This is a genomic window from Sporosarcina sp. P25, assembly GCF_002743235.1.
GTDB classification, from domain to species: domain Bacteria; phylum Bacillota; class Bacilli; order Bacillales_A; family Planococcaceae; genus Sporosarcina; species Sporosarcina ureae_B.
Window position 1 is genome coordinate 34,310 of the sequence record NZ_PDYV01000012.1, and the last position, 21,632, is coordinate 55,941.

Sequence of the window (21,632 nt, forward strand, 5' to 3'; positions counted from 1 at the left end):
TTCTTAAAGAATATATTCCCGTTAGCCATTTAGTTCACACTCTTATTCTGTTGCGCTCTAGCTTCTCCTCCCTTACGTCCAATGTTCTCATAAAATTGTTTATCGTGCTTCTCAGCAGTAGCTTTTCCACCTTTACGACCAATTTCTCTATAAAATTCACTACTATGCTTTTGAGCTGTGGCTTCCCCGCCTTTACGACCAATCTGTTCATAGAACTCTTTGTCGCGCTTTTTAGATGTTGCTTGACCGCCTTTACGTCCCGCTTCTTTCAAAGTCATTTTCTTCTCTTGATCAGTATGATGTTGATTAGCCATATATATTCTTCCTCCCTATTATTCAATTTACAATGCTTAATGAATATATTCCCAATTCACTACGAGCTAAACACAAGACTACGTAAATAGCCTTTTTTCGATAGAAAGGCTTACAGAATGGAATTCAGTACACATCTATACGTATTGCTAAAAGCTGTCTACATATTCATGTATAACTTCTCGTTTTTGAACCAACTTACTTATGAAGGTACTTACAGAAGGGAGAATAACAAATGGGAAGAGATGAACATAAAAAAGGGAGTAATTCGGCTGGTTCGTTACCACAAACTCCAAAGAACCAAACGATTGCCGCACGCGACATGAATGAAGAAATCTCGAAAGAATTCGCTGAATTACGTAAAGCTTCCGCACAAAAAAAACGTAAGTCATAAGCAAAAAGACCAGGAAAAATTTCCTGGTCTTTATTTATTTTTTTCGAAGAGGAGCTTGTTCATCTATGAGTTTCTCCAGACGCTCATCCCATTCTTCTGTTAATGTATTCCATACTCTAGTGAAATAGCTGTTCTCCGTGCGATTGTATAGAGAAAACTCCACACAGGGAATAAATTGGTTAGCAAGTGATTGGGGAATTTCTATTTTATCCACAATCTTCTGTAGTGGGCCTTCTGCGGCTTCTGCTCCTGTAGCAATCAGTGTTGCACGCAATTGTTCATCATCTAGTCGTTGCGGACTTCTTGTGAATTTCTTAGCTAATCTAAACTCTTTAACTTTTGCTGTGAACACTTTTTCAGGTTGTTCACATAAAATTGAATCGTGGCACGGACTATAATAAAACGTTTTTTCTGCTTTTTCAGGTGGATGTTCGTAAATACCCGATTGTAATTGGCTTACTCCAACACTCGTCAACTGAAAACGATCTTTACGTAACTCGATCATTTGTGCAGATTCCATCTTATTAAACAAATTCTCGATAAACAGTGGTTCCACAGCGAGAAAATCTGCAATTTTTTTTGATTCAGTTACATCTAATTTTTGAACTGTAAGTAAAATCATTTTCATTAATATGTCCATCGTCGTGCGCTTAATCGTTGTGTAGGGTATAGTAATGAGCACAACCGGCAACCCCCAGCTGTCTGATTGTTGTATTTGGATATCTGGCTGTCGTAGCAGTTCTTGTTGTAACTTTTTTCGAAGCGAATCCATCTACTCAACCTCCTTGCATCTGATCTATTTTGCGCAATCCACCTTGATGTTCCACGACTTCCCGCAATTGTTTATACATATCTCTCGTAGAAGCATTCTTTGTCTTGACGGTGAACATCTCGGAACTTCCAACGATAATAAGTAGTTCCCTAGCACGCGATAACGCTACATTCAAACGCCGATAGTCTTTAGCGAATCCAATGTCACCATTTTTCTCACCATGATTTCTAACGAAACTCAGAATAATAATATCCATTTCCATGCCTTGGAACTTATCTACGGAACCAGTTCGACAATGCAATTGTTTGGGTCGGATTTCCTGCTGAATCAGTCGGTCAATTCGCTTTACTTGTTCGCCGTAAAAGCTGATGACGCCAACGCTTTTCTTTTCCTCTGGCTTCATTAGACCATCTTTTTTAGCTTTTTCTGTCGCTTGTTCAATATCGAGTAAAGTGTCTTGAATGACGGTTAGTTCTGCTTCATTGAAACGACTCGTCCCACCCTTGACTTGTTCTTCAAAAAATGAAGGCGTATTGGGCATATCTAGCCATAGCAAATGGTCTTTTCTAGTGATTTTACTGCTTTCGAGCAGATGATCACGCAATTCGTCTGAATTAGGAAGCCCGCATTGTAATTGATAGTCCCCATCTTTATAAAATGGGGCAATGGTTTCCATGATTTTTTCATGCATACGGTACTGGATACTGAGCATCGTTTTGTTTTGCTTAGGCAATGTACGGAATAATCGTTCAAATAATGATTCATTCAGCATTTTCTTCATTTCCCGTTGCACTTCAGGATCTTTTTGCTGATCTACCAGTTCGTCCATCGTTTCTTGTCCTACTAGTGGCGGTAACTGATGATGGTCACCCACTAGAATAACTTTTTTACCTTTCAACATGGGCAATAAGAGTTCTGGTGGTGTGGCTTTTGATACTTCATCGATAATGACTACATCGAAGACAGGGTATTCATCCATGAACTTTTTGGAAGCTGATGCCACACAAGTCGTGCCAATTACATTCGCATGATCGATATAAAGCTTTCGGATTTCATCAAGGTCATATTCGTTGGCACCACGCAGTAATTCTTCCCACTGTGATTGCAGTTCTTGTAGAACGGGAAGTTGTTGCTGTTCCTTTATTACTTCTGCTTGTTGTGTCTCGGCTTGACCAAGCGCTATTTCAATTTTCTCTAATTGCTCTTTTATATCAGGCTTCAATTGAACTGTAAGCTCTTCTATTTCCTGCTGTCGTTGATTTTGTTCTTCTTGTAATTGCAGAGTTTTTTGCTCTACTGCTAATACTTCTACTTTTTCTTGTTCAAGCAGTTGTTTTTCTTGAGAACACTTTAGTTCTGAAGTAGTCATAGACGCTGATAATTGCGTTACGTTTTTTATTTGTTGTCGACACTCATTTAACTTAGTTTCTAGCTGATCAATTTCCTGTGTAAGCAGATTTTTCTCCCATTGTTTTTCAGGTAGCTCGTTGGTTTGTAGCCATTCTTCAATCTGCTTCTCTAATTCGTTTTGCCTAGATTGCAGTTGTTGCTTCTGCTTTTCTATTCGTTGTATGTGGTTTTGTATTTCTTGAAGTTCCTGCTGTAGGAATCTTAGAATTTCATGTTTCACTTCTGCAAATACTTCCTTAACAGAGTGAACTTTCTGTTGCTGTAGTTCAATTCCTTTTGCTCGAACAACCTCTTCTTTACCATAAAATAAAGACATACCTTGTGCAATCTTTTGTAGAACTTCCGTTTTACCAGATGAAATTTCTTTGTTTTCGAGCATCTTTTTTGTTGCAGGATGAATTAAAAACTTCCCCAAACGATCAATCATTTCATGCATTTCCTGAATGGTTGTAAAATTATCAGTTGAACGCTTCATAATAGTTTCTACCGGGTAACGATGCGCCTGTAAAAGGGTCTGTGTTTTTTTAATAGCTGTCTGGAAGCGTTCGTGAAGCTCTTTCCATTCTTGAAATTCATAGGAATACTCTCCACTTTCAATCGACTTGATGATTCGCTGTAAGTCATTATTCCTCAACGTAATATGAATAGGTAATTCTATCTGGCGTGCAGTAAGCGTCATTTGAATATCTTTCATTTTCGTCTGAGACATTACATCACGATGTGTTGCTTGTAGTTTTTGTTCACTGTCGGGAAGCGTTTTGTGTTCTTCTATGATCATTTGTTGTGTTTCGGTATTGCTCTGCAACTCTGCCAACCAGTTGAGATATATTTGTGTCTCTTTTAATAGGCGTTGCTCTTTTAACAACTCCTCAACTCGAGCTGTCAATTCTTCTTTATTCGGCTCCGAATTTAGTTGTTTGCGTAACTCAATAATTTCTTTTATACGTTGTGCAAGGGCTATTTCAGTTTGCTCCAATCCCTGTTGCTTTTGAGACAGCCGGCGTACAGACTGATCAAGCAGGGATTTTCGTGAAAAGTATTCAGATTTTAGTTTTTTTAACTCTTCTTGTACAATTTTTTGTGATTGTAATTGCTCAGTTAATGTAATTTTCATTTCCGTGTTCTTTCGGATTTCCTCAGATAATTGATCCGCATGTTTTTGCAATTCGGTATCTTTCGTTCGATATACTGCACGTGTCGCTTGTACGGTTTCTAGTGTTTCATTTCTCCAATGCAATGCCACATTTTCTTCCATGAAACGCTTGCCTTCTTCTTCGATACTTTCTGATCTTCCATAGCGTAAAATACGCGTTGCTGGATCTGTTAGTAACCGACCAAGTGCGTTATCCACTGCTAGATTTGATTGAGATGCAACAAGTGTCCGCAAGCCGGCTTTGACGTTCTGATAGCAAATCTCAGAAATTACGGTTGTTTTCCCAGTACCTGGCGGGCCTTGGACTACAAACAAGTCATGCGCTTTCATCGCACCCGATACTGCTTCTCGCTGGAATTCATTCAAATTATTATGGAACTCCAGTTGCGGCTGTTTATTCGTAATTTGCACAACAGGTCGTTCTTCAAATAATATCTTTTCCAAATTCGCGTTTGCAGCGAGACCATCTTGTAAGTCTTTGAACCCTTTACGTAAACGACGAATCTGACTTAATTCAGCAAAGTTCGTCAGCACCATACTTTTATTATGTGTTGGCAACCATTGTTCGGATCTTGCTTTCTTTTGAAATCTTTGATTTAGTTCCACGACGAGTATCTTTTGTCCTTTCTGAGCATCGATGACTTGACCGATCTCAGTAGAAAGTTCATTCATTTTCACACTAAATCCGCGGAGTTGTTTCCAGTTTTTCATTTGCAAATCGTTACATTGAAGACGTACTTTTGTAAAATCACTAGTAAAACTAGCTTGGCTAAACGTACAGGAGATATCTGCTACATCTGCATTTTTCTCTGCAATTTGTAGATAGCCTTCCCAACTTTCAATTCGTTTTTTCACATATTCTGAACGCTCTTCTGCAATAGGCAATTGGCGTAACTGCGTATAGAATTCGATGGGTAGCGCTACTCCTGCACGGTGTAACTTAAACTTTATGGCTGTATGTAGCCTCCGATTTGTTTGAACAGGCTCTCTTGCGCTTCTAACATGAAAGCCCGTTGCTAGCAGACCATCCGGTTTCAATACGCATTCCATAACTGCCACACGTTGCTGAACTTCTTTGGCAAACCTTTTATTTGTGTGGGGATCAAAAAACAGCGCATAGGATTGGTTCCCCATGCGGTTCTCTGGTTTCTTTTCAATATGTATATCAAAAACAGACTCCGAAGAAACGAAAGCCTCTTCACTTATAAACCATTGTTCCAAACCTTTTCGTGCATTTTTTGTTATGTCTAGACTACAAAGTATCTTTTCTATATTGTGTAACACACTCATATTAGTACATTCTTTTCACTAGAGGGTTGTACGTCAGCAAGATCATTCATCATGCTTCTCCCTGTTATTCCCTTGTTCAAAGCTCTCACCTCAGTCCTCTATTATAGATCATAAGTGCATATACCGCGAGTAAGAAAAATCTTAGAAAACTTTTTAAAATATTTTTAAAAAAGATGTTTAGGAATGTTTTACATGGGTATACTATTACTACAAGGCAAACCAAAGGAGCTAGTCAGAGAAGTAAGCTGCTAGATCTGGAGGAGATGCACAGCCTTGGCGGAAAATTTTTCTTCACTGGCAAGTGGTACACTCGGTTTGGGAATCAGCTTTTTAGATTCCGACAGAAGGACAGGTTTACCAAGTAAGGCGAAAGAAGTTTTTTGTGTAAGTGCACGTGAAATACCTGCTTCAAAGAAGTTAAGCAGTGTAACATGCAAGAAGCATACGACGAGGGTACAATGTCGTCAGTATGGAGTAATCGCAACATAAAATTTTCCGCATAGTTTGAGAAGAACAGTCAGTGATTGGATATTTTCAATCGCTGGCTGTTTTTTGTTACATCTCTTAACCAATTGAGTTGTTTAGTATGAATGAAAACTGGGAAGACAACATATAAGAAACACTAACGAGGAGGAGCACTATATGAAGAAAAGAATGGCTTTGACAGCTATTGGTTTAGGTGCAGCCTATTTAATGCGTAACAAAGATGCGCGGGACAAATTGTCTCGGCAATTCGACGAGTTCAATGACACACCTATGCGCGGAGATCGTAAAGGCAACGCGAAGAAATCTGAACCAACTAAAGGTTTATTAGGTAATTTTTCAGATTAAATCATTCAATTGCAAGGGAGCAGATCTGTATGAGTGAAGAGAAAAAAGTATTTACAGAAAAAGATCGTGACAAGGCAGAGGGCGGTTATATGGATAACCCTGAAAATTTAAAAACCGATAAAGAAAGTATTTATGATATGCATGAAGATATGCAGACCGTAGATGCCATACCATTAGAAGATGTTCGGATGGAAGAGGAAGAAGAAAGAAATCATCGTGAGACAAAAAATCGTTCATCCAGCGAAGAGAAATTCGATGGAAAATAATTATATTGCATTAAAGACCACAGCCTACTCTTGAATGAAGAGCGAGCTGTGGTCTTTTGATTTCATAAGAAACCCTTGATGAAGTGATTCTTTCTTTACTTCAAAATAATTTTCATACCATTTTCAAAAGTGCTTCTGATCCAATCATACCTGCTGAAATCCCATATTGTTCAGCCTCAAGCGTGACGGATTCCAGCGGGGCTGCGAGCAATTGCTCAATCGTTTTTACGCCAACAGCACGACCCGCAACAATTTTGCGATCCGCTAGCACACTATTTAATAGTCCTACATCAAGTGCACCACACATAATATATCCTTTGTCATTCGAAACTGTAAGTAACGTTGTTTTCGGCAATTTTACCGTGACCGCTTGAAATGACTGCCCATCTATAGATATGCTTTGGTGTTCAATCAAGACACCCACCCCTTTCTTTATCAGCATATGATAGATCATTCAAAACGTGCGAAATCTTAAAACATCTCACACTCTGCACGACATACTGCATCAAATATACAAAATATTCCCCGCCATCTAAGCAGTCTTTTGCATACTAAATAATCGTTATAGATAACCTAATTATGACTGTTCCAATTCCCTATTTATAATTACTAGTTTTTATTAACTGATTTTTTATTAGTAAAATAGATAGATTTTATAACTTTTTATATAGTGTGTTTTTCTTTTTTAAAAGAAATAAGCAACTTAAGTCATGACTTTCTTTTAAAAAGTAACAAAAAATTCTTGTAATCTATTCTCCTGACCTTTATTATAGAAAAATGTTGCGAAGTAGATTCGTACCAAACAATCATAAGGAGTGTGGTCTGATGGAAACCGTAACAAGAGAAGATATTTATCAATTCGTTGAAGAAAACCATGTCAATTTCATTCGTCTTCAGTTTACGGATATTTTTGGCGTAATTAAGAATGTAGAGATTCCGATCAGCCAGCTCGAAAAGGCGCTAGACAATAAAATGATGTTTGACGGATCTTCTATCGAAGGTTTTGTAAGGATTGAAGAATCAGATATGTTTTTAGTACCTGACTTAGATACATGGATGGTATTTCCATGGCCATCAGGTACAGGAAAAGTAGCGCGCTTAATCTGCGATGTCTATTTGGCGAATGGTGAACCTTTTTCTGGAGATCCCCGTGGAAATCTAAAACGGCTCATTAAAGAAATGAAAGAGCTTGGATTCACTGATTTCAACTTAGGACCTGAACCGGAATTCTTTCTTTTTAAACTAGATGCAAATAAACAACCGACAATGGAATTGAATGACCATGGTGATTATTTTGATTTGGCACCCATCGACCTAGGTGAAAATTGTCGTCGGGATATTGTCTTGGAACTTGAAGAATTAGGATTTGAAGTGGAAGCTTCCCATCATGAAGCAGCGCCAGGACAACATGAAATCGACTTTAAATATGCCGATGTATTAACAGCTTGCGATCATATTCAAACCTTTAAACTAGTCGTTAAAACGATAGCGCGTAAACACGGTTTACATGCCACATTTATGCCTAAGCCATTATACGGTGTGAGCGGTTCGGGCATGCACTGCAATGTTTCTCTATTTAAAGATGGTGAGAATGTCTTTTTTGATGAAAATGGCGAACGTCAATTAAGTGAGACTGCTTATCATTTCATGGCAGGAGTGTTGGACCATGTTCGTGGTTTCACTGCCATCACGAACCCTACTGTCAATTCTTATAAACGTTTGGTACCCGGCTATGAAGCGCCTTGCTACGTCGCTTGGTCCTCACAGAATCGTAGTCCATTGATCCGCATACCCGCATCACGTGGATTGAGTACACGTGTTGAAGTGCGCTCTGTCGATTCCTCTGCTAATCCCTATTTGGCAATGGCCGTTATATTAAAAGCAGGTCTTGATGGTATTAAGCGCAAGTTGAATCCGCCAGCCCCTGTTAATCGTAATATTTATGAAATGAAGGCAGATGAGCTTGCGGAAAATAACATTGGGTTATTACCAACAGATCTTGACCATGCGCTCATCGCCTTATCTGAAGACTTGATTATACAAGACGCACTTGGTTCACATATTTATGCAAACTTTAATGAAGCAAAACAGCAAGAATGGGAAAGCTACCGAATTACAGTACATCCATGGGAGCTTGAACGATATATGAAGATGTATTAATGTGACTTTACAATAGTAGGATGTACAATAAAGTAAACGGCTGTAAATACAGCCGTTTTTTTGATAGAGAAAATTATGTCGAATGATCTTACTCGATTTACTATAGGAAGATTAGGAGGTTTTATTATGATCACGATTTGGTTTAATGCACTCTTTTATACAATGCAACATGAAGGACATACACTAGACGCTTTACTGACAAAGGATGGCAAAATAGTAGCGACTGGGTCATATAACGAATTAAAAGATTGGGCCGATGAACAAATTGACTTGCAGGGTGCTTTTGTATACCCGGGGTTTATCGATAACCATATGCACATAATTGGCCAAGGTGAAAAGTTATTACGCCTTGATTTATCAAACACCACTTCCTCAAAAGACATGATGGAGTTACTCCTGAATGCGTATAAAGATTTGCCAAAGGATGAGTGGTTTATTGGAGAAGGTTGGGATGAGAATAATTTTCCTGACAAGAAAATCTTCACACGCTATGAATTGGATGCTGTGACGGATTCACCTATGCTATTAAAACGTACTTGTTGGCATGCCGCTATCGTCAATTCAAAGGCGCTGGAACTCGCAGGTATCACAAAAGATACACCTGATCCCGATGATGGTGTCATTGAGCGTGATCATACTGGAGAGCCAACGGGATTATTGAAAGAAGGCGCTATGCAGCGAGTACTTCAACTTTTACCGAATCCAACAGTGGCCTATGTAACGAAAGCATTGGAAACTTCTGTTGATCATTTACTATCTGTTGGTTTGACTGGCGTTGTGACCGATGACTTAGGTTACTACGGACACTATCAGACGCCGTTGAAAGCTTTCAATCACGTTCTCGGTGGTAAGCGTAAATTCCGTGCTCACTTACTGCGTCATTTTAGCGTATTTCCTGATTTGATGGAAAACAATGCCTTCTATAATGAACCGTGGGTAGAACCTGGCGAAATGAAGTTCTTTATTGATGGCGCTTTAGGTGGCAGTACCGCGCTCTTAAGTGAGCCTTACTCCGATGAACCCGATAATGTAGGAACAGCTGTATTGACTGATGAAGAGCTCGAGAACCATGTCAAAATGGCAAGATACTATGGGGAAGCTGTCGCCATACATGTGATTGGCGATTTAGCAGTTGAAAGAGCACTAGATGTCATAGAAAAGTATCCTGCTCCAGTTGGCAAGAAAGATCGGTTTATACATGTCATTTTATTACGTGATGATTTAGTGGAGCGGATGCAAAGGCTTCCCATTGTTATAGATATACAGCCTGCTTTCGTTCCTTCTGATTTCCCTTGGGTTAGAGACCGACTTGGTGAAGATCGGCTTGACTGGGCGTATGCATGGAAGAAACTTCTAACTAAAGGTTTTATTTGTGGCGGGGGATCAGATGCTCCTATTGAAGACCCAAATCCTTTGTTAGGAATACACGCTGCGATCACAAGAAGATTGAGTTTTGAACAGCATGAAGGGTATTTGCCAGATGAAAAACTTAATCGCTATGAGGCAGTACAATTATTTACTTCGGGTGCAGCGGCTACTATAGGTAAAGCTAATTCACGTGGAAAGATTTCCGTTGGATTTGACGCAGACTTCACTGTCTTAAAAGAAGATCTCTTCACCGTAGAAGTGGATCGAATAGCTGAAGTACAAGTAGAGAAGACTATAGTCGCTGGTGAAGTTATGTATACATCGAATACACGATAACTGTTTAGTAAGTAGCGAAAGGGGAAAACTTTCTAAAAAGGAGGTTTTTCTTTGGAATTGCTAAAAGTACAAAGTGAACTGGATTGGAAGAAGCTAACGCGTAACGTTTTGATTCCCGTCGTCGGTGGATCGATTATCGGATATCTTGCCAACCGCAATACACAAGAACAGTATGCTAAATTGGAGAAACCTTCATTTTCTCCTCCAAGCGCTGTATTCCCGATTGCTTGGACGACTTTATACACGATGATGGGTGTAGCGAATTACCGCGTAGAAATGAAGCAGGGCACAAAAGCTGCTCCTCCTTTGTATGATATTCAATTAGGTCTTAATTTTCTTTGGTCCTTCCTATTCTTCAAGTGGAATTTACGAGGTACTGCACTGATCGAGATGACGATTATGTTAGGGACAATTGCTATGACAGCTTATGAATTCAATAAAACTGATCGTACCGCAGGCGCATTAATGGTCCCGTATATCGGATGGGTCATGTTCGCACTAGTATTGAATTATTCTACGTGGAAATTAAATAAGTGAAACAGAAAAATGTCCCTGCCACTTCCGGCTGGGACATTTTTCATTGTTGATTATAATTCATACGCTTTGCAGTCTTATAGGCATCATACATTCCCCAAATCCATACAATGGGATAGGTAATCAATCCGATACCTACAAACATGAGTAGACCGTTGATTCCTTGCAAGATAATAAGTAAAACCCCTTTAAGGATTTGTCCATTATATATTTGACCGACGCCAGTCCAGAAAAAACTTAGCACGGCGGCAATACCTGGATGCTTAAACATGTCATCTCCCCTTTCTGGCTGTTACATCTATCCTACAGTACACAGAAAGGGAATGACAAGATGTTTGCTATATATCTTTTTAGAAACGGTCTTTATCCAACTGATCACCCTTAACTTCTACGTCCCCTTCTTTTTCAAAGTGTACTTCTTCACGCTTCACTGTTTCGTGAATTGTTTCATTCTCTACAACCTCACGTTTTTTGAGTATGATTTCTTCCGTTACAACTGGTTTCTTTGTTACTTCCACTTGTTCTTCAGTAATCGGAATACGAATTGTCTCGTCATCTTCCCTGAATGCTGCAGCTTCATTGCCGTAGCGTCCTTCAAGACCAGCTCCCCCATCTACAACAGGTCTACGTTCGATCGTCACTTCATCGTGTGAAACGCTGACATCTACTGATCTAGGTTCTTCCACTACTTCTTTTTCAACACGGATTTCTCCACGCTGTGTTTCATGCTTATCCACTTGAAGACGTTCTTCGTGTAAGCGTAAACGTTCTTCATCTGTATCTGTACCAGAGAAAGCATGTTCGCTTGTATGAAGTCCAGAATCTATGTCTCGATTGTGATGGTTGAGTGTTTGATCAGGAAGCGTTTGATTCAATCTGAATGCCGGATCTCCGCCATTCAATTCTTGGTCTGTTACACTCAAACCGTTTGCTCCAAGATTCACGTCTGTACTTTTTCCATCTCTACCATAGAACTCGGTGTTGTTCATATAATGGCGATTTGCTTCACCGGAATCAACATATAGCAACATTCCACCCTGTTCGATTTGCTCATAGTATTTTACTGTGTCTTCTGTTCCAAACTCCAGGCTATCTACCATACGACGTACATGGTCTTCTCCGGATACAAAGCCCATAAAGCGATCCCACCATGAATCGTCTGCTGATTTAATTTCTGCATCTGTACGACTTCTAAGCATAGTTAGTTGATCTTCATTTTTTACAACTACATAAATATCGTCTTCAGGCCATCCTTCTTTTTTTAGCTCATCTAGACGGTTCACCAATTCTGTTTCATTAAAGTACATTCCAATATATCTATTCTTACCCATATAAATCTCCTCCTAGTGTTGTAGTAAATTATTTAGAACTCTTATATCGTCGTGTTGATACATTTACCCCAGTTTTTTAAAATAGAAACCTTTTCATTAAATTATTTATGGGATGTATAAATTTTTGCTAGTAAGGAATGCTGATAAAAAGGAGTGATGTCATGCTGGAATTAGATACGCCAATTGAAGGCAAATTAGCTTGTTTTGGGACTTTACGGGATAAAGTGGATCAGCACGGGTATCATTTTGGTGGTGGCTGGGATTATCATAAAGGTAGTTTCGATTCCATCCTTCATAGGGAAGCTGGAGAAACCATTTACTTACGTGTACCCTTTGTAGTCCATGACGGCGAACTTGATGATTTCAACACATCCATTAAATTCAAAAAGCCATACGTGATCAAACATGTGGTCAATACGGGGCTAGATCCTGACTCAAGTTCTTTAATAAGTGGTTCACTCAATCAATTCCAGGAACCATTAGATCGCGATGCAGAAATCCGTGATAAGAGTCGTTGGGAAATTGCCGGTGAACTAGCAATTGAAGAAATACTACAGTATTTGGAATGAAAAAGAGGATCTTCTCGCCGGCTTTGGCTGAAGATCCTTTTCTCATCCGCCACTTCGGCAAATAACAGTAATTCTTCTGTACTTATAGACGCTATTTTCATGCAAACCCTTCACTTTACTTGTTTAATTTAGCGTTCCCTGTTGGTCGTCGCTAAAACTATTCAGCTACTTGCTTCATTTTCAAAGTACAATTCCTTATGCTGGCCACAACCTGGATTGAAGTTCTTCTTACAAGAAGGACATTGATAGGAGCTATGAAAGTATTCGTTAATCGTTAGTTCATGACCGCACGTACCACAAAGTATTGCTTTCTTGTCAAATTGACTAGCCGGCCAAACTGCGTGATGATCGCAACCTGTTTCTTCATGGCATACGTGACATGGGAAATAGGTATCGCAACAATAGAACTTGATGGCAATTCGGTCTGTTTCTGCTGTGTAATGAATGCAGCGCGTTTCATCATCTACTAACAACCCCCGAACTTCATGATGGTGTTTTTTCATTTAACCACTCCTCGTATAGTAGTAAGAGCTCTTTCCGAACGAATATCTAGTATGCATGATAAAAAGACATCTCAACAACCGTAAGTTTACGACTACTGAGACGTCTTATGTCTACATATCCTTATGAGTAAATGGACACTTTCCTGTAAGTGGCACGCTGTCATCGCCGATAAAAAACTGTTTCCATTCGTTATGTGTTGGGTCTCCATAGTGGCTAATGTCCGGATGCTTTGGTAGGTCATCCCATAACTCTACACGTTCACGAACTTTCTCTCGCGAGTTAATTCCACCTTTTTCTGTACCTGTTAGGCCTTTGAAAATCTTGCGTGGCTGAAACCCGATGACCATTGCGTTTCCTAGATCTCGTGTCTTCCGTTGCTTATAGGCCGGTGCATTCCCGAAAGCAAAAATCGGTTCACCTTGGAAATGGAAATCCCACAGATAATGATCGGGATCCCGTGGTGCTTCAGCAGGCCATTGTTCTTTATCTTCTGTATGTAAATACTGCAAAATATCCCAAAACTGCTGTCGATACTCTTCTATTGTTCCCTCTTTTTCAAAGGGTTCAACAAATACAAACAGACCATGGCGCTTATGCTTTGGATTTTCGAATAGTGTCAAAAAGGCTTCCAATGCCTGTGCCAAGTTCGACCAGTCATCTTGAGACACATAGGCGTATCGTAGTTCACCCTTATTTTCGCCAGCCATTCCAAAATAGCATGGAAATGTTTTATCGGTCACGATAGTATGAAAGGTCTGATATTCTCTAAGTAACCATTCTGGTAAATCATTACGTTCTGCAAAGTCTTCCTTTGTTAATAAAGCGTTTGACGTTTGAATCAACGTTTCATCCCCCTCTAACTTACTATGTTGTATATCCTTTACCCTGTTGTTTACAATTTAACACATATGTATTTCGAATATAGGTTTCGTCAGTAGGAACCTATATAGTATATAGAAGACAATAAGGCATTATGAGTAGTAAATTCACTTTCATTTCCGTACTATTTGATTCAATACAGTTGAATAGGTATCTACATTCCACCTAAAAAACACCTTATCGATTTCATTCGACAAGGTGTTTTTTCATTGTAGAGGTTTTGGATTTTCCTGTATTTCATCTATCGTCTGCATAACCAATGTAACTGCCTGACTTAAGGCACTACCTCCGCCAAGCGCTGCAGCGACACCTACAGCTTCCAATACTTCTGAAACTGTTGAACCTGCATCCATAGAAGCTTTTGTATGGTAAATAATGCAATACTCACTATGTGCATAGACACTTACTGCAAGTGCAATAAGTTGCTTATATTTCTGGCTAATTTCTCCTTCTTCAAAACTGACCTCTGTGAATTTGTGGAATGATTTCATTAACTTAGGCAATTGTTCACTCATTGCGCCCATACCAGTTTTGTAATCTTGCAGCACTGCATCCGTAAATGTATAGTCTTCCATAAAATCGCCTCCCGTCATAGCAACAGTATGTCCGATTCTTTGTTTGCTATTCAGCGATAGCGAAAATGATTATTTTTTGATGATAAAACATGAATTACAGGACGAATGGATTAATATGTCCACCCACGTTTATATTGAACGGGTGCTTCGATTTCTACATTCAGTTCTTTTGCTGCTGTATATGCCCAATAAGGATCACGCAATAATTCACGGGCAAGCAAAACAATGTCCGCACGATTGTTCTGGAGAATTTCTTCCGCTTGTAGGGCTGACGTAATCAATCCTACCGCACCCGTTGCAATATTTGCTTGCTGACGAATGACGTCTGCAAACGGTACTTGATAGCCTGGAAATGGATGGATAGTAGCTGGGACTACACCACCAGAACTCACATCGACCAGATCGACGCCCTGTTCTTTCATCCACCCGGCCATTTCTGCATATTGTGAAGGATCCATGCCGCCCTCTTGATAATCTTCTGCTGAGATTCTGACAAATAATGGACCTTCCCAAACAGAACGGATTTCATCAATTACTTGCCCTAGTATACGATAACGATTTTCTGCTGATCCTCCATATTCATCCTCACGGTGATTACATAGTGGAGTCAAGAACTCATTGAGTAAATAACCATGTGCACCATGGATTTCAATCACGTCAAAACCAGCTTGTTTGGAACGGATTGCCCCTTGTTTGAATGCTTCGATTGTTTCTTCAATGTCAGCAATAGTCATTTCTGCTGGTGTTTTATACTCTTCATTAAATGCAATGGGGCTTGGAGCATGAATGGTTCCGTCCACTGTTGCTTTTCTTCCTGCATGCGCTAATTGGATACCAGTACGGGCACCATGCTGTTTCATCAAACGAACGATTTCAGTTAGACCTTCGATATGCTCATCTGACCATATCCCTAAATCCTCACTTGAGATTCTTCCTCGTGGCTGAACGGCTGTTGCTTCAACGATGATCAGGCCAACTTGTCCTACCGCACGTGTTGCATAGTGAATTTTATGCCAATCTTCTACATTTCCATTCTGATTATGTGAAGAATACATACACATCGGTGCCATGGCGATACGATTTTTGAACTCGACGCCGCGTATAGTATAAGGACTAAATAATTTTGCCATGAATAATTCCTCCTCTAATAGTTGCTAGGGAAAGTATAGCAAATTTATACTGATTTTTAATGTCCAAGGATTTCAAACCAACTTTATGAAACATATGGTAGCTCTTGAACGTATAGTAGACTATAAATAAAGGAGGTTTTCTTTTGAACCCACTCGTTTCAATATGGACACAACCTAAGCAAACCATTCGTTATGTTCTCGAATACAAAACATGGAGTTATAGTTTTTTCATCTTGTTCCTTGTTTCAGTCAGCGTCGGTATGACATCCTTTGCTGAGACGGATATCTTACCTGACCTTTCATTACCTTTAATTATCATGCTTAGTATCGTGTCGTCGTTCATCGGAACTATTATCAGCGTGTTTATCAGTTCTGCTCTATACACTTGGGTAGGGAAATGGCTTGGAGGTAAAGGGAATTTCAAAGACATGGTGCAAATGTCGCCGATCGCTTCCATTCCGATGATTTGGATGATGCCGATTAATTTGCTACTTGTTATTATCTTCGGTAAGAACTTATTTGTGGATACGATGAATAGTGTAGATCACGATGTATTTGGAACATTATCTATTGTATTATTGTTTACCAACTTACTCACACTAGCGTTAGGCATTTTCGGTACTGTGATTTTATCTAAAGGTATTGGGGTTGTCCATCACTTTTCTTCATGGCGCGGATTTGGTACGATTATGATTGTTACCGGTTTATTTTTAGTATTAATGATTCCTTTTATCATCTTTTTAGTATTTGTTCTACTTGCTTCCTAAATTCAAAATAAAAAACTGAAGGCGATTCCACTTCTGGAAACGTCTTCAGTCTGACGCAAAGCCTAATGAGCTTTGCGTTTTATTTATTGACCATTTTCATAAATTCTTTCATTAAGCCTGGAAGATCTGGCCAAGCATGTCCTGATACTAGATTTCCTTCTGTATGAAGATCTTTTTCGATATATGTGGCACCAGTTGCTGTAACATCCGGCTTACATGCGATATATGCTGTATACTCTCTGCCTTTCATTAGATCCGGAATGACAGATAACACCTGTGCAGCATGGCAAACTACCGCCACAGGTTTATTCTCTTCAAAGAAATGGCGGACAATGGCTGGTAATGATTCGTCTAGCCGGATATATTCCGGTGCACGTCCACCTGGAATAATGAGGGCATCATAGTCTGCGGGATTGACATCTTTGAAGGCAATATGTGAATCCAAACCATACGCTGGCTTTTCAACATACGTTTCCATTCCATCGATGAAATCATGGGTAACAGTATATAATTTCTTTACTGATGGCGAAGCAATAGTTGTGTCGAATCCTTCTTCCAAACAACGGTAGTACGGATAGAAAATTTCCAATGCTTCTACGGCATCGCCGCCGAGAATCAATACTTTTTTACTCATATACAAATCCACTCCCTACTCTGAATTGTCTTACTCCTTTACTTCATTCGACAATTTGATAATGAACCCTCTTTCTTTCCATGAAATTCCCTTCTTTATGTATGGTTATCTCGAATTAAACCATATTATGACGAGGAGGGATTTCTATGGATAAAGATATACGTCATTTGTTTCATAAAGGGACGATCAATGAGGAAATGGGAATGGAGTTTGAGGCAACTGCCGAAGAAGCTTCACGCGCTCGAGAAAATGCAAGCGGTAAAGAGTATCGGGATGCGTTGAAAGAAGTCTATCGCACAACGGAGGATAAAAGAAAATAATTCGTAAAAAGCCCAGTGTAATTTTGTGGGCTTTTTTACATCTTACTAGACATATTCCTTTGTCTTCTGCGTATCATATATTGCTCAATAATGATTGCGAGGATCGTTCCTGTAATTAATCCGTTAGATAATGTTGAAGCTACAACGGCAGGGAGTTGAGAAAGACTTTCTGCTGGTACGAACATAGTACCTACACCTACCATTAAACCAAATGCTACGGCTTGTCGCGCGCGTTCTTTTTCCGGATCAGCATCGAGTTCATTGAATGCCATTGATACCATTTTCGTAAAGATGGCGAAAGTTACAGCGTATGCAACGGACGCTGGTAAAGCTGCAAATATTGCCATGATACTTGGAAACAGTGTAATGAATACTAATAGTGTACTCCCAATAATAAATGGTTTTATAGACGCCATACGTGTCGTGCCGACAAACCCGGCAGATCCTGAAATCGGTACGGATCCAATGGCAGAAAAAGCCCCTGCGATCAGATGGATGAATCCTGAAGCAAAGGCTCCTTGGCGTAATCGATCTGGCGCTTTGATTTGGAAAGACTCCTTCAATAAATGTTCCATGACACGGATAGACGCGAGCATATTCGCTACTAACAATAATGTGATGAAGATCGCTGTAACGAGAACACCACTATCCCACACAGGTTTTCCATAGACAAACATTTTCGGTAGTTGGATTATCTGTTCGGACACGTTTGCGATGGTTGGTGTTTTTCCTAACATTAAGAAAATCCCCCAGCCAAGTGTAATGGAGATCAATATCGCATATTTAGATATGAACGGGCGTTTATTAGCCATCGCAATAAACGTGATGAATAAAACCATGACACTTCCAAGGAAAATGACTGGATCAAGATGGTCTCCTACTTCTTCTACTCCCATCATTCCTTTCATGAAGGTTCCGCTTAATTGTAGGATCAGCAACATTAAATAAGTGAACGTGATCGCTGGCGTGAAGAGCACTTTCATTTTTGTGATGATTCCCGTGGCTGCGAGAATAATGAATAGGACACCACTGTACAACATCCCACTTTGCAATGCTTGCAAGGCGTCTGTTGACGTTGTATAAAAAACGCCAACCATTCCAGCATAGACCACATAAATTCCCCACCATAAGCCTGCGGGCCCTTCGTTGATTGGCATTTTATGTCCAAAGAATGCCTGGATCAGACTGGCAACGCCAAGGACGAATATGGTTCTTTGCATAAATAGCGATGTCGCTACTGGGTCCATACCGAAGGCGTGCGCGATGGCTATGGGGGCTGCAATAGATGATGCGATGAGAAAGACGGTCCATTGTATGCCGCCTGCTAGATGTTTCATTAGACGATTCCTCCAATAGTGCCGTGCGAATTAGAATTCATATAGTATACCATGTGAGTAATTTTTTTATCATATATTGTCGCTTCTTCCATTTTAGTTTTGATGCAAAATTAAAATGAAAAAAAAGACTAAAGACACCCCCTAATTCAGGAGTTTGTCTTCAGCCTTACACTACATAATTAGCTAATAATCCACTTTCCGTTATTTACCGGACGGTTGCAACGTAAGTACACGGCCGTCAGGGATTTCTTGTGTCATGAGTGTTTCGTGGTATCGGCCTTTTGCCCAGTCTTCTGCTTGATCGTGGAACCATTTGGATTTCAGATGTCCGCTTTGACCAGGTCCGACGACATGATAGGTTTTGGACAAATCATCTAGGTCGGCAACGAAACGCCATGATGCACCGTGGTTGACGGAGCCGTCGTCTTTGAAGGCAGCGGCTTGTACTGTGATATTGGATCCGCCAATCGGTTGTTTTTCAGGATTTAATAGTTTTGCGAATAGGGGGGATGCGCTTGCAAGTGGGTGAGGGAATGTCAGTTGATGATAGTCGCCCCATGACCATTTTTGTTGTTTGTCCCCATAGTCATTGGCGATTTTTTTCATTGCATTACTGAATGAATCATACACCCATTGATCGATGCCTTGTTTCTCATCTAACCAGACACTTTCTTCTCCGCTATAGCCTTTACGTAGAAGTTCGTCTGTAATTTGGTTTTTGCCTGGCATTAGTTCATAGACATCTGCCGGCATTTCATCGCGGAACATATCAATTTGCAGTTGTTTCATCCACTTATGAAAAACTAGTGGAGCACTGCTATCTTTTGAATCGACTTGATCCCATTGCTTCAACGTATTCAATACTTCTTTAAAGTCACCGGATTGGTCTTTGTTCTCTACTGATTTAATCATGGAATCAAGGAATTCAGCTGCGTAGAGGTTTTTTTGATCCATTTGCAGTTTCATCATGTCATCCACCGTGAAATTATCTCCTTCCCGCAACACTTCCGCAATCCGTTCGAAGCGGTATGGTTGCGCCCAGAACTTCGTGATGTGATATGGATACTTTTCATCCACTACTTCATTATTAGCTGTTGCGATAAAACCTTCTTTAGGATTCACGACACGTGGTAGCTCATCATATGGAATATAGCCTTCCCAACCGTAGTCGGAAGAATCTCCTGGCACTGCCAATTGTGCGTCACCTTGTTTACGAATGGGAATGCGACCATTCGCTTTATACGCGATTGTGCCGTCCGTCGAAGCAAAGACGAAATTCTGTGCCGGGGCGTGAAACTTCTCTAATGCCTTCTCGAAGCTTTCCCAATCTGATGATTTATTCATCTCCATAATCGCTTCGAGTTCAAGTGTGGGTTCGAGTGCCGTCCACTGCATAGAGAATAATGCATCGGGATTTTCTTTTTTATACATCACATCTGAAATAATCGGACCGTGTTTTGTGACAATTACTTCATATGGAACATCTTCGGCCCCTTTTACTTTAATTGTCTCATTTCGCACTTCTGCCTGTTCCCACTTGCCATCATAAAGGAATTGGGCTTTTTCACTTGGATGCGGAACTTCAATATAAAGATCTTGCACATCTGGTCCAACGTTCGTCACACCCCAGGCAATATCTTCATTATTTCCTAAAATGATTCCTGGTATGCCCGCAAAGATTACTCCTTCAACATTCTGCTCTGGAGATTGTAAATGCATCTGATACCAAATTGACGGTGTACTGAGTCCTAAATGCGGATCATCAGCTAGTAATGGTTTACCGGAAGCCGTCTTTTCTCCTGATACTACCCAGTTGTTACTACCATTGAATTCAGGTGGTGAAAGTTCCGGTAGAAAACGTCCCGCCACCTCTACGTTATGTTCTTTATTAGCTGTCATGATAGATTCTGCATTTTCGGGATACGTCAGGAATAAATCCTTCACTTTCTCTTTTGGAAATGCATTAATCGCCCAGTGGCGGAATGCTTGCGGTTGCCATCTTCCACCTAAGTCATACGCCATATACTTCCCTATCGTTAATGAATCGACCGGTGTCCACTCTTCAGGCTCATATCCAAGAAGTGCAAATTCATAGGACAGTTTCTTTTCAGATGTAGCTTCCTCAATGAATGCGTTGACCCCTTCTGCATACCAGCCAAGCACCGCTTTTGCATGTTCTCCATATCCTTCATATGAAGCTTCCGCAGCATTTCGCAAACTAAACGTACGAAATAACTTATCCGTATCGACAGCCTTATCCCCGATGACTTCTGCCAGACGACCACTCGCCTGTCTGCGTGCTAAGTCCATTTGGAATAAACGGTCTTGCGCTTGCACATAACCTTGCGCTCGGTACAGATCTTCATCCGAAGCAGCGTTGATATGTGGGACTCCATTTTGATCCCGTGTAATGACTACTTCTTGCTCAATGAATGAGACTTGGTGCTCTCCTGCTTCAAGCGGTTTCGACTTCAGGATGTAAGCGTTTGCAAATATAGCGACAAGCACAGCTATAATAGATAGTATACTAAGCGCCCACAGCGTAATTTTTCTACCTCTCCCCATATTATTCCCCCCTCTTTAGAACTTAGTATACTATTAATATTCTAAAATTACTTTAGTTATTATTCTGTAATGTAAGGATATAAAATGATATTGATAAATTGGAAAGATATTGGGGTTACATTTTGAACTACATAGACGTACTCCCCCGAAAATGCGGACCTAAACTGGAACTTTCCCCTCCTTCTCACTAACAGC

General features: G+C 40.1%; 23 protein-coding genes. 10 read left to right on the forward strand and 13 right to left on the reverse strand.

All coding sequences use genetic code 11. The features are described 5' to 3' along the window. Positions 1–29: 29 nt before the first annotated feature. Positions 30–314, reverse strand: a complete 285-nt coding sequence (locus CSV70_RS11275; protein WP_099629033.1) for a con-10 family general stress protein — start codon at positions 312–314, stop codon at positions 30–32. Between the two features lie 233 nt (positions 315–547). On the opposite strand from CSV70_RS11275, the gene CSV70_RS16610 reads away from it, so the two are divergent. Continuing rightward, positions 548–706 carry a YfhD family protein gene (locus tag CSV70_RS16610; protein WP_198166082.1) on the forward strand — a complete coding sequence of 53 codons (159 nt, stop codon included), beginning with the start codon at positions 548–550 and terminating at the stop codon, positions 704–706. Positions 707–740: 34 nt separating this feature from the next. Here CSV70_RS16610 and CSV70_RS11280 read toward each other — a convergent pair whose 3' ends face one another. Together CSV70_RS11280 and CSV70_RS11285 are read right to left on the reverse strand one after the other, a co-directional pair. Then, a complete protein-coding gene (locus CSV70_RS11280; protein WP_099629034.1) occupies positions 741–1,478 on the reverse strand; it encodes a hypothetical protein in 738 nt (245 codons plus the stop codon). A gap of 4 nt (positions 1,479–1,482) precedes the next feature. Next, positions 1,483–5,331: a DEAD/DEAH box helicase gene (locus tag CSV70_RS11285; RefSeq protein ID WP_099629035.1), complete on the reverse strand. Its 3,849-nt coding sequence runs from the start codon at positions 5,329–5,331 to the stop codon at positions 1,483–1,485. A 273-nt stretch (positions 5,332–5,604) separates the two neighbouring features. Between CSV70_RS11285 and CSV70_RS11290 the strand changes: the two genes are divergently transcribed. From CSV70_RS11290 to CSV70_RS11300, 3 genes are all read left to right on the forward strand, one after another. Continuing rightward, the gene (locus CSV70_RS11290; protein ID WP_085131703.1) at positions 5,605–5,820 is read left to right on the forward strand and encodes a hypothetical protein; all 216 of its coding nucleotides are present in this window, start codon (positions 5,605–5,607) and stop codon (positions 5,818–5,820) included. A 153-nt stretch (positions 5,821–5,973) separates the two neighbouring features. Beyond that, on the forward strand, positions 5,974–6,162 hold the full coding sequence (locus tag CSV70_RS11295) for a hypothetical protein (protein WP_099629036.1): 189 nt from the start codon (positions 5,974–5,976) through the stop codon (positions 6,160–6,162). A 29-nt stretch (positions 6,163–6,191) separates the two neighbouring features. After that, positions 6,192–6,428 carry a hypothetical protein gene (locus CSV70_RS11300; protein ID WP_085131705.1) on the forward strand — a complete coding sequence of 79 codons (237 nt, stop codon included), beginning with the start codon at positions 6,192–6,194 and terminating at the stop codon, positions 6,426–6,428. A gap of 112 nt (positions 6,429–6,540) precedes the next feature. On the opposite strand, the gene CSV70_RS11305 is transcribed toward CSV70_RS11300, so the two are convergent. Beyond that, entirely contained in the window at positions 6,541–6,870 is a 330-nt protein-coding gene (locus tag CSV70_RS11305) for a YunC family protein (protein ID WP_099629056.1), read from the reverse strand. A gap of 383 nt (positions 6,871–7,253) precedes the next feature. Between CSV70_RS11305 and glnA the strand changes: the two genes are divergently transcribed. The 3 genes from glnA (at position 7,254) to CSV70_RS11320 (ending at position 10,829) form a co-directional block, all read left to right on the forward strand. Beyond that, complete coding sequence (gene glnA, locus CSV70_RS11310) at positions 7,254–8,588, forward strand: type I glutamate--ammonia ligase (protein ID WP_085131707.1); 1,335 nt, start codon at positions 7,254–7,256, stop codon at positions 8,586–8,588. 126 nt (positions 8,589–8,714) lie between these two features. Next, the gene (locus tag CSV70_RS11315; RefSeq protein WP_099629037.1) at positions 8,715–10,292 is read left to right on the forward strand and encodes an amidohydrolase; all 1,578 of its coding nucleotides are present in this window, start codon (positions 8,715–8,717) and stop codon (positions 10,290–10,292) included. 51 nt (positions 10,293–10,343) lie between these two features. Next, positions 10,344–10,829, forward strand: a complete 486-nt coding sequence (locus tag CSV70_RS11320; protein ID WP_099627653.1) for a TspO/MBR family protein — start codon at positions 10,344–10,346, stop codon at positions 10,827–10,829. Between the two features lie 40 nt (positions 10,830–10,869). Here the strand turns inward: CSV70_RS11320 and CSV70_RS11325 are convergent, their stop codons facing one another. Then, positions 10,870–11,097, reverse strand: a complete 228-nt coding sequence (locus tag CSV70_RS11325; RefSeq protein ID WP_085131710.1) for a hypothetical protein — start codon at positions 11,095–11,097, stop codon at positions 10,870–10,872. A 79-nt stretch (positions 11,098–11,176) separates the two neighbouring features. Further along, on the reverse strand, positions 11,177–12,157 hold the full coding sequence (locus CSV70_RS11330) for a YsnF/AvaK domain-containing protein (RefSeq protein ID WP_099627654.1): 981 nt from the start codon (positions 12,155–12,157) through the stop codon (positions 11,177–11,179). Between the two features lie 161 nt (positions 12,158–12,318). Between CSV70_RS11330 and CSV70_RS11335 the strand changes: the two genes are divergently transcribed. Further along, positions 12,319–12,726, forward strand: a complete 408-nt coding sequence (locus CSV70_RS11335; RefSeq protein ID WP_099627655.1) for a YugN family protein — start codon at positions 12,319–12,321, stop codon at positions 12,724–12,726. A 161-nt stretch (positions 12,727–12,887) separates the two neighbouring features. On the opposite strand, the gene CSV70_RS11340 is transcribed toward CSV70_RS11335, so the two are convergent. The 4 genes from CSV70_RS11340 to namA form a co-directional block, all read right to left on the reverse strand. After that, positions 12,888–13,229, reverse strand: coding sequence for a CHY zinc finger protein (locus CSV70_RS11340; protein ID WP_099629038.1), 342 nt, complete (start codon positions 13,227–13,229; stop codon positions 12,888–12,890). 111 nt (positions 13,230–13,340) lie between these two features. Continuing rightward, the gene (locus CSV70_RS11345; protein ID WP_099629039.1) at positions 13,341–14,072 is read right to left on the reverse strand and encodes a YqcI/YcgG family protein; all 732 of its coding nucleotides are present in this window, start codon (positions 14,070–14,072) and stop codon (positions 13,341–13,343) included. 243 nt (positions 14,073–14,315) lie between these two features. Further along, positions 14,316–14,684, reverse strand: a complete 369-nt coding sequence (locus CSV70_RS11350; protein ID WP_085131715.1) for a carboxymuconolactone decarboxylase family protein — start codon at positions 14,682–14,684, stop codon at positions 14,316–14,318. Positions 14,685–14,794: 110 nt separating this feature from the next. Then, entirely contained in the window at positions 14,795–15,814 is a 1,020-nt protein-coding gene (namA, locus tag CSV70_RS11355; RefSeq protein ID WP_099629040.1) for an NADPH dehydrogenase NamA, read from the reverse strand. Between the two features lie 143 nt (positions 15,815–15,957). Between namA and CSV70_RS11360 the strand changes: the two genes are divergently transcribed. After that, positions 15,958–16,581, forward strand: a complete 624-nt coding sequence (locus tag CSV70_RS11360; protein ID WP_158232420.1) for a Yip1 family protein — start codon at positions 15,958–15,960, stop codon at positions 16,579–16,581. A 79-nt stretch (positions 16,582–16,660) separates the two neighbouring features. Here CSV70_RS11360 and CSV70_RS11365 read toward each other — a convergent pair whose 3' ends face one another. Beyond that, positions 16,661–17,215, reverse strand: a complete 555-nt coding sequence (locus tag CSV70_RS11365; protein WP_085131718.1) for a DJ-1/PfpI family protein — start codon at positions 17,213–17,215, stop codon at positions 16,661–16,663. A gap of 146 nt (positions 17,216–17,361) precedes the next feature. On the opposite strand from CSV70_RS11365, the gene CSV70_RS16520 reads away from it, so the two are divergent. Beyond that, positions 17,362–17,535, forward strand: a complete 174-nt coding sequence (locus CSV70_RS16520) for a hypothetical protein (RefSeq protein ID WP_157111230.1) — start codon at positions 17,362–17,364, stop codon at positions 17,533–17,535. 35 nt (positions 17,536–17,570) lie between these two features. Here CSV70_RS16520 and CSV70_RS11370 read toward each other — a convergent pair whose 3' ends face one another. Continuing rightward, complete coding sequence (locus tag CSV70_RS11370) at positions 17,571–18,872, reverse strand: purine/pyrimidine permease (protein WP_099629041.1); 1,302 nt, start codon at positions 18,870–18,872, stop codon at positions 17,571–17,573. Positions 18,873–19,073: 201 nt separating this feature from the next. Next, positions 19,074–21,437: a penicillin acylase family protein gene (locus CSV70_RS11375; RefSeq protein WP_085131720.1), complete on the reverse strand. Its 2,364-nt coding sequence runs from the start codon at positions 21,435–21,437 to the stop codon at positions 19,074–19,076. Positions 21,438–21,632 lie beyond the last annotated feature (195 nt).

What these genes read in the sequence shown, in the direction of transcription:
- CSV70_RS11275 (WP_099629033.1), bottom strand. Translation starts at nt 314, where the DNA reads ATGGCTAATCAACATCATACTGATCAAGAGAAGAAAATGACTTTGAAA.
- CSV70_RS16610 (WP_198166082.1), top strand. Translation starts at nt 548, where the DNA reads ATGGGAAGAGATGAACATAAAAAAGGGAGTAATTCGGCTGGTTCGTTA.
- CSV70_RS11280 (WP_099629034.1), bottom strand. Translation starts at nt 1,478, where the DNA reads ATGGATTCGCTTCGAAAAAAGTTACAACAAGAACTGCTACGACAGCCA.
- CSV70_RS11285 (WP_099629035.1), bottom strand. Translation starts at nt 5,331, where the DNA reads ATGAGTGTGTTACACAATATAGAAAAGATACTTTGTAGTCTAGACATA.
- CSV70_RS11295 (WP_099629036.1), top strand. Translation starts at nt 5,974, where the DNA reads ATGAAGAAAAGAATGGCTTTGACAGCTATTGGTTTAGGTGCAGCCTAT.
- CSV70_RS11300 (WP_085131705.1), top strand. Translation starts at nt 6,192, where the DNA reads ATGAGTGAAGAGAAAAAAGTATTTACAGAAAAAGATCGTGACAAGGCA.
- CSV70_RS11305 (WP_099629056.1), bottom strand. Translation starts at nt 6,870, where the DNA reads ATGCTGATAAAGAAAGGGGTGGGTGTCTTGATTGAACACCAAAGCATA.
- glnA (WP_085131707.1), top strand. Translation starts at nt 7,254, where the DNA reads ATGGAAACCGTAACAAGAGAAGATATTTATCAATTCGTTGAAGAAAAC.
- CSV70_RS11315 (WP_099629037.1), top strand. Translation starts at nt 8,715, where the DNA reads ATGATCACGATTTGGTTTAATGCACTCTTTTATACAATGCAACATGAA.
- CSV70_RS11325 (WP_085131710.1), bottom strand. Translation starts at nt 11,097, where the DNA reads ATGTTTAAGCATCCAGGTATTGCCGCCGTGCTAAGTTTTTTCTGGACT.
- CSV70_RS11330 (WP_099627654.1), bottom strand. Translation starts at nt 12,157, where the DNA reads ATGGGTAAGAATAGATATATTGGAATGTACTTTAATGAAACAGAATTG.
- CSV70_RS11335 (WP_099627655.1), top strand. Translation starts at nt 12,319, where the DNA reads ATGCTGGAATTAGATACGCCAATTGAAGGCAAATTAGCTTGTTTTGGG.
- CSV70_RS11340 (WP_099629038.1), bottom strand. Translation starts at nt 13,229, where the DNA reads ATGAAAAAACACCATCATGAAGTTCGGGGGTTGTTAGTAGATGATGAA.
- CSV70_RS11350 (WP_085131715.1), bottom strand. Translation starts at nt 14,684, where the DNA reads ATGGAAGACTATACATTTACGGATGCAGTGCTGCAAGATTACAAAACT.
- namA (WP_099629040.1), bottom strand. Translation starts at nt 15,814, where the DNA reads ATGGCAAAATTATTTAGTCCTTATACTATACGCGGCGTCGAGTTCAAA.
- CSV70_RS11365 (WP_085131718.1), bottom strand. Translation starts at nt 17,215, where the DNA reads ATGAGTAAAAAAGTATTGATTCTCGGCGGCGATGCCGTAGAAGCATTG.
- CSV70_RS16520 (WP_157111230.1), top strand. Translation starts at nt 17,362, where the DNA reads ATGGATAAAGATATACGTCATTTGTTTCATAAAGGGACGATCAATGAG.
- CSV70_RS11370 (WP_099629041.1), bottom strand. Translation starts at nt 18,872, where the DNA reads ATGAAACATCTAGCAGGCGGCATACAATGGACCGTCTTTCTCATCGCA.
- CSV70_RS11375 (WP_085131720.1), bottom strand. Translation starts at nt 21,437, where the DNA reads ATGGGGAGAGGTAGAAAAATTACGCTGTGGGCGCTTAGTATACTATCT.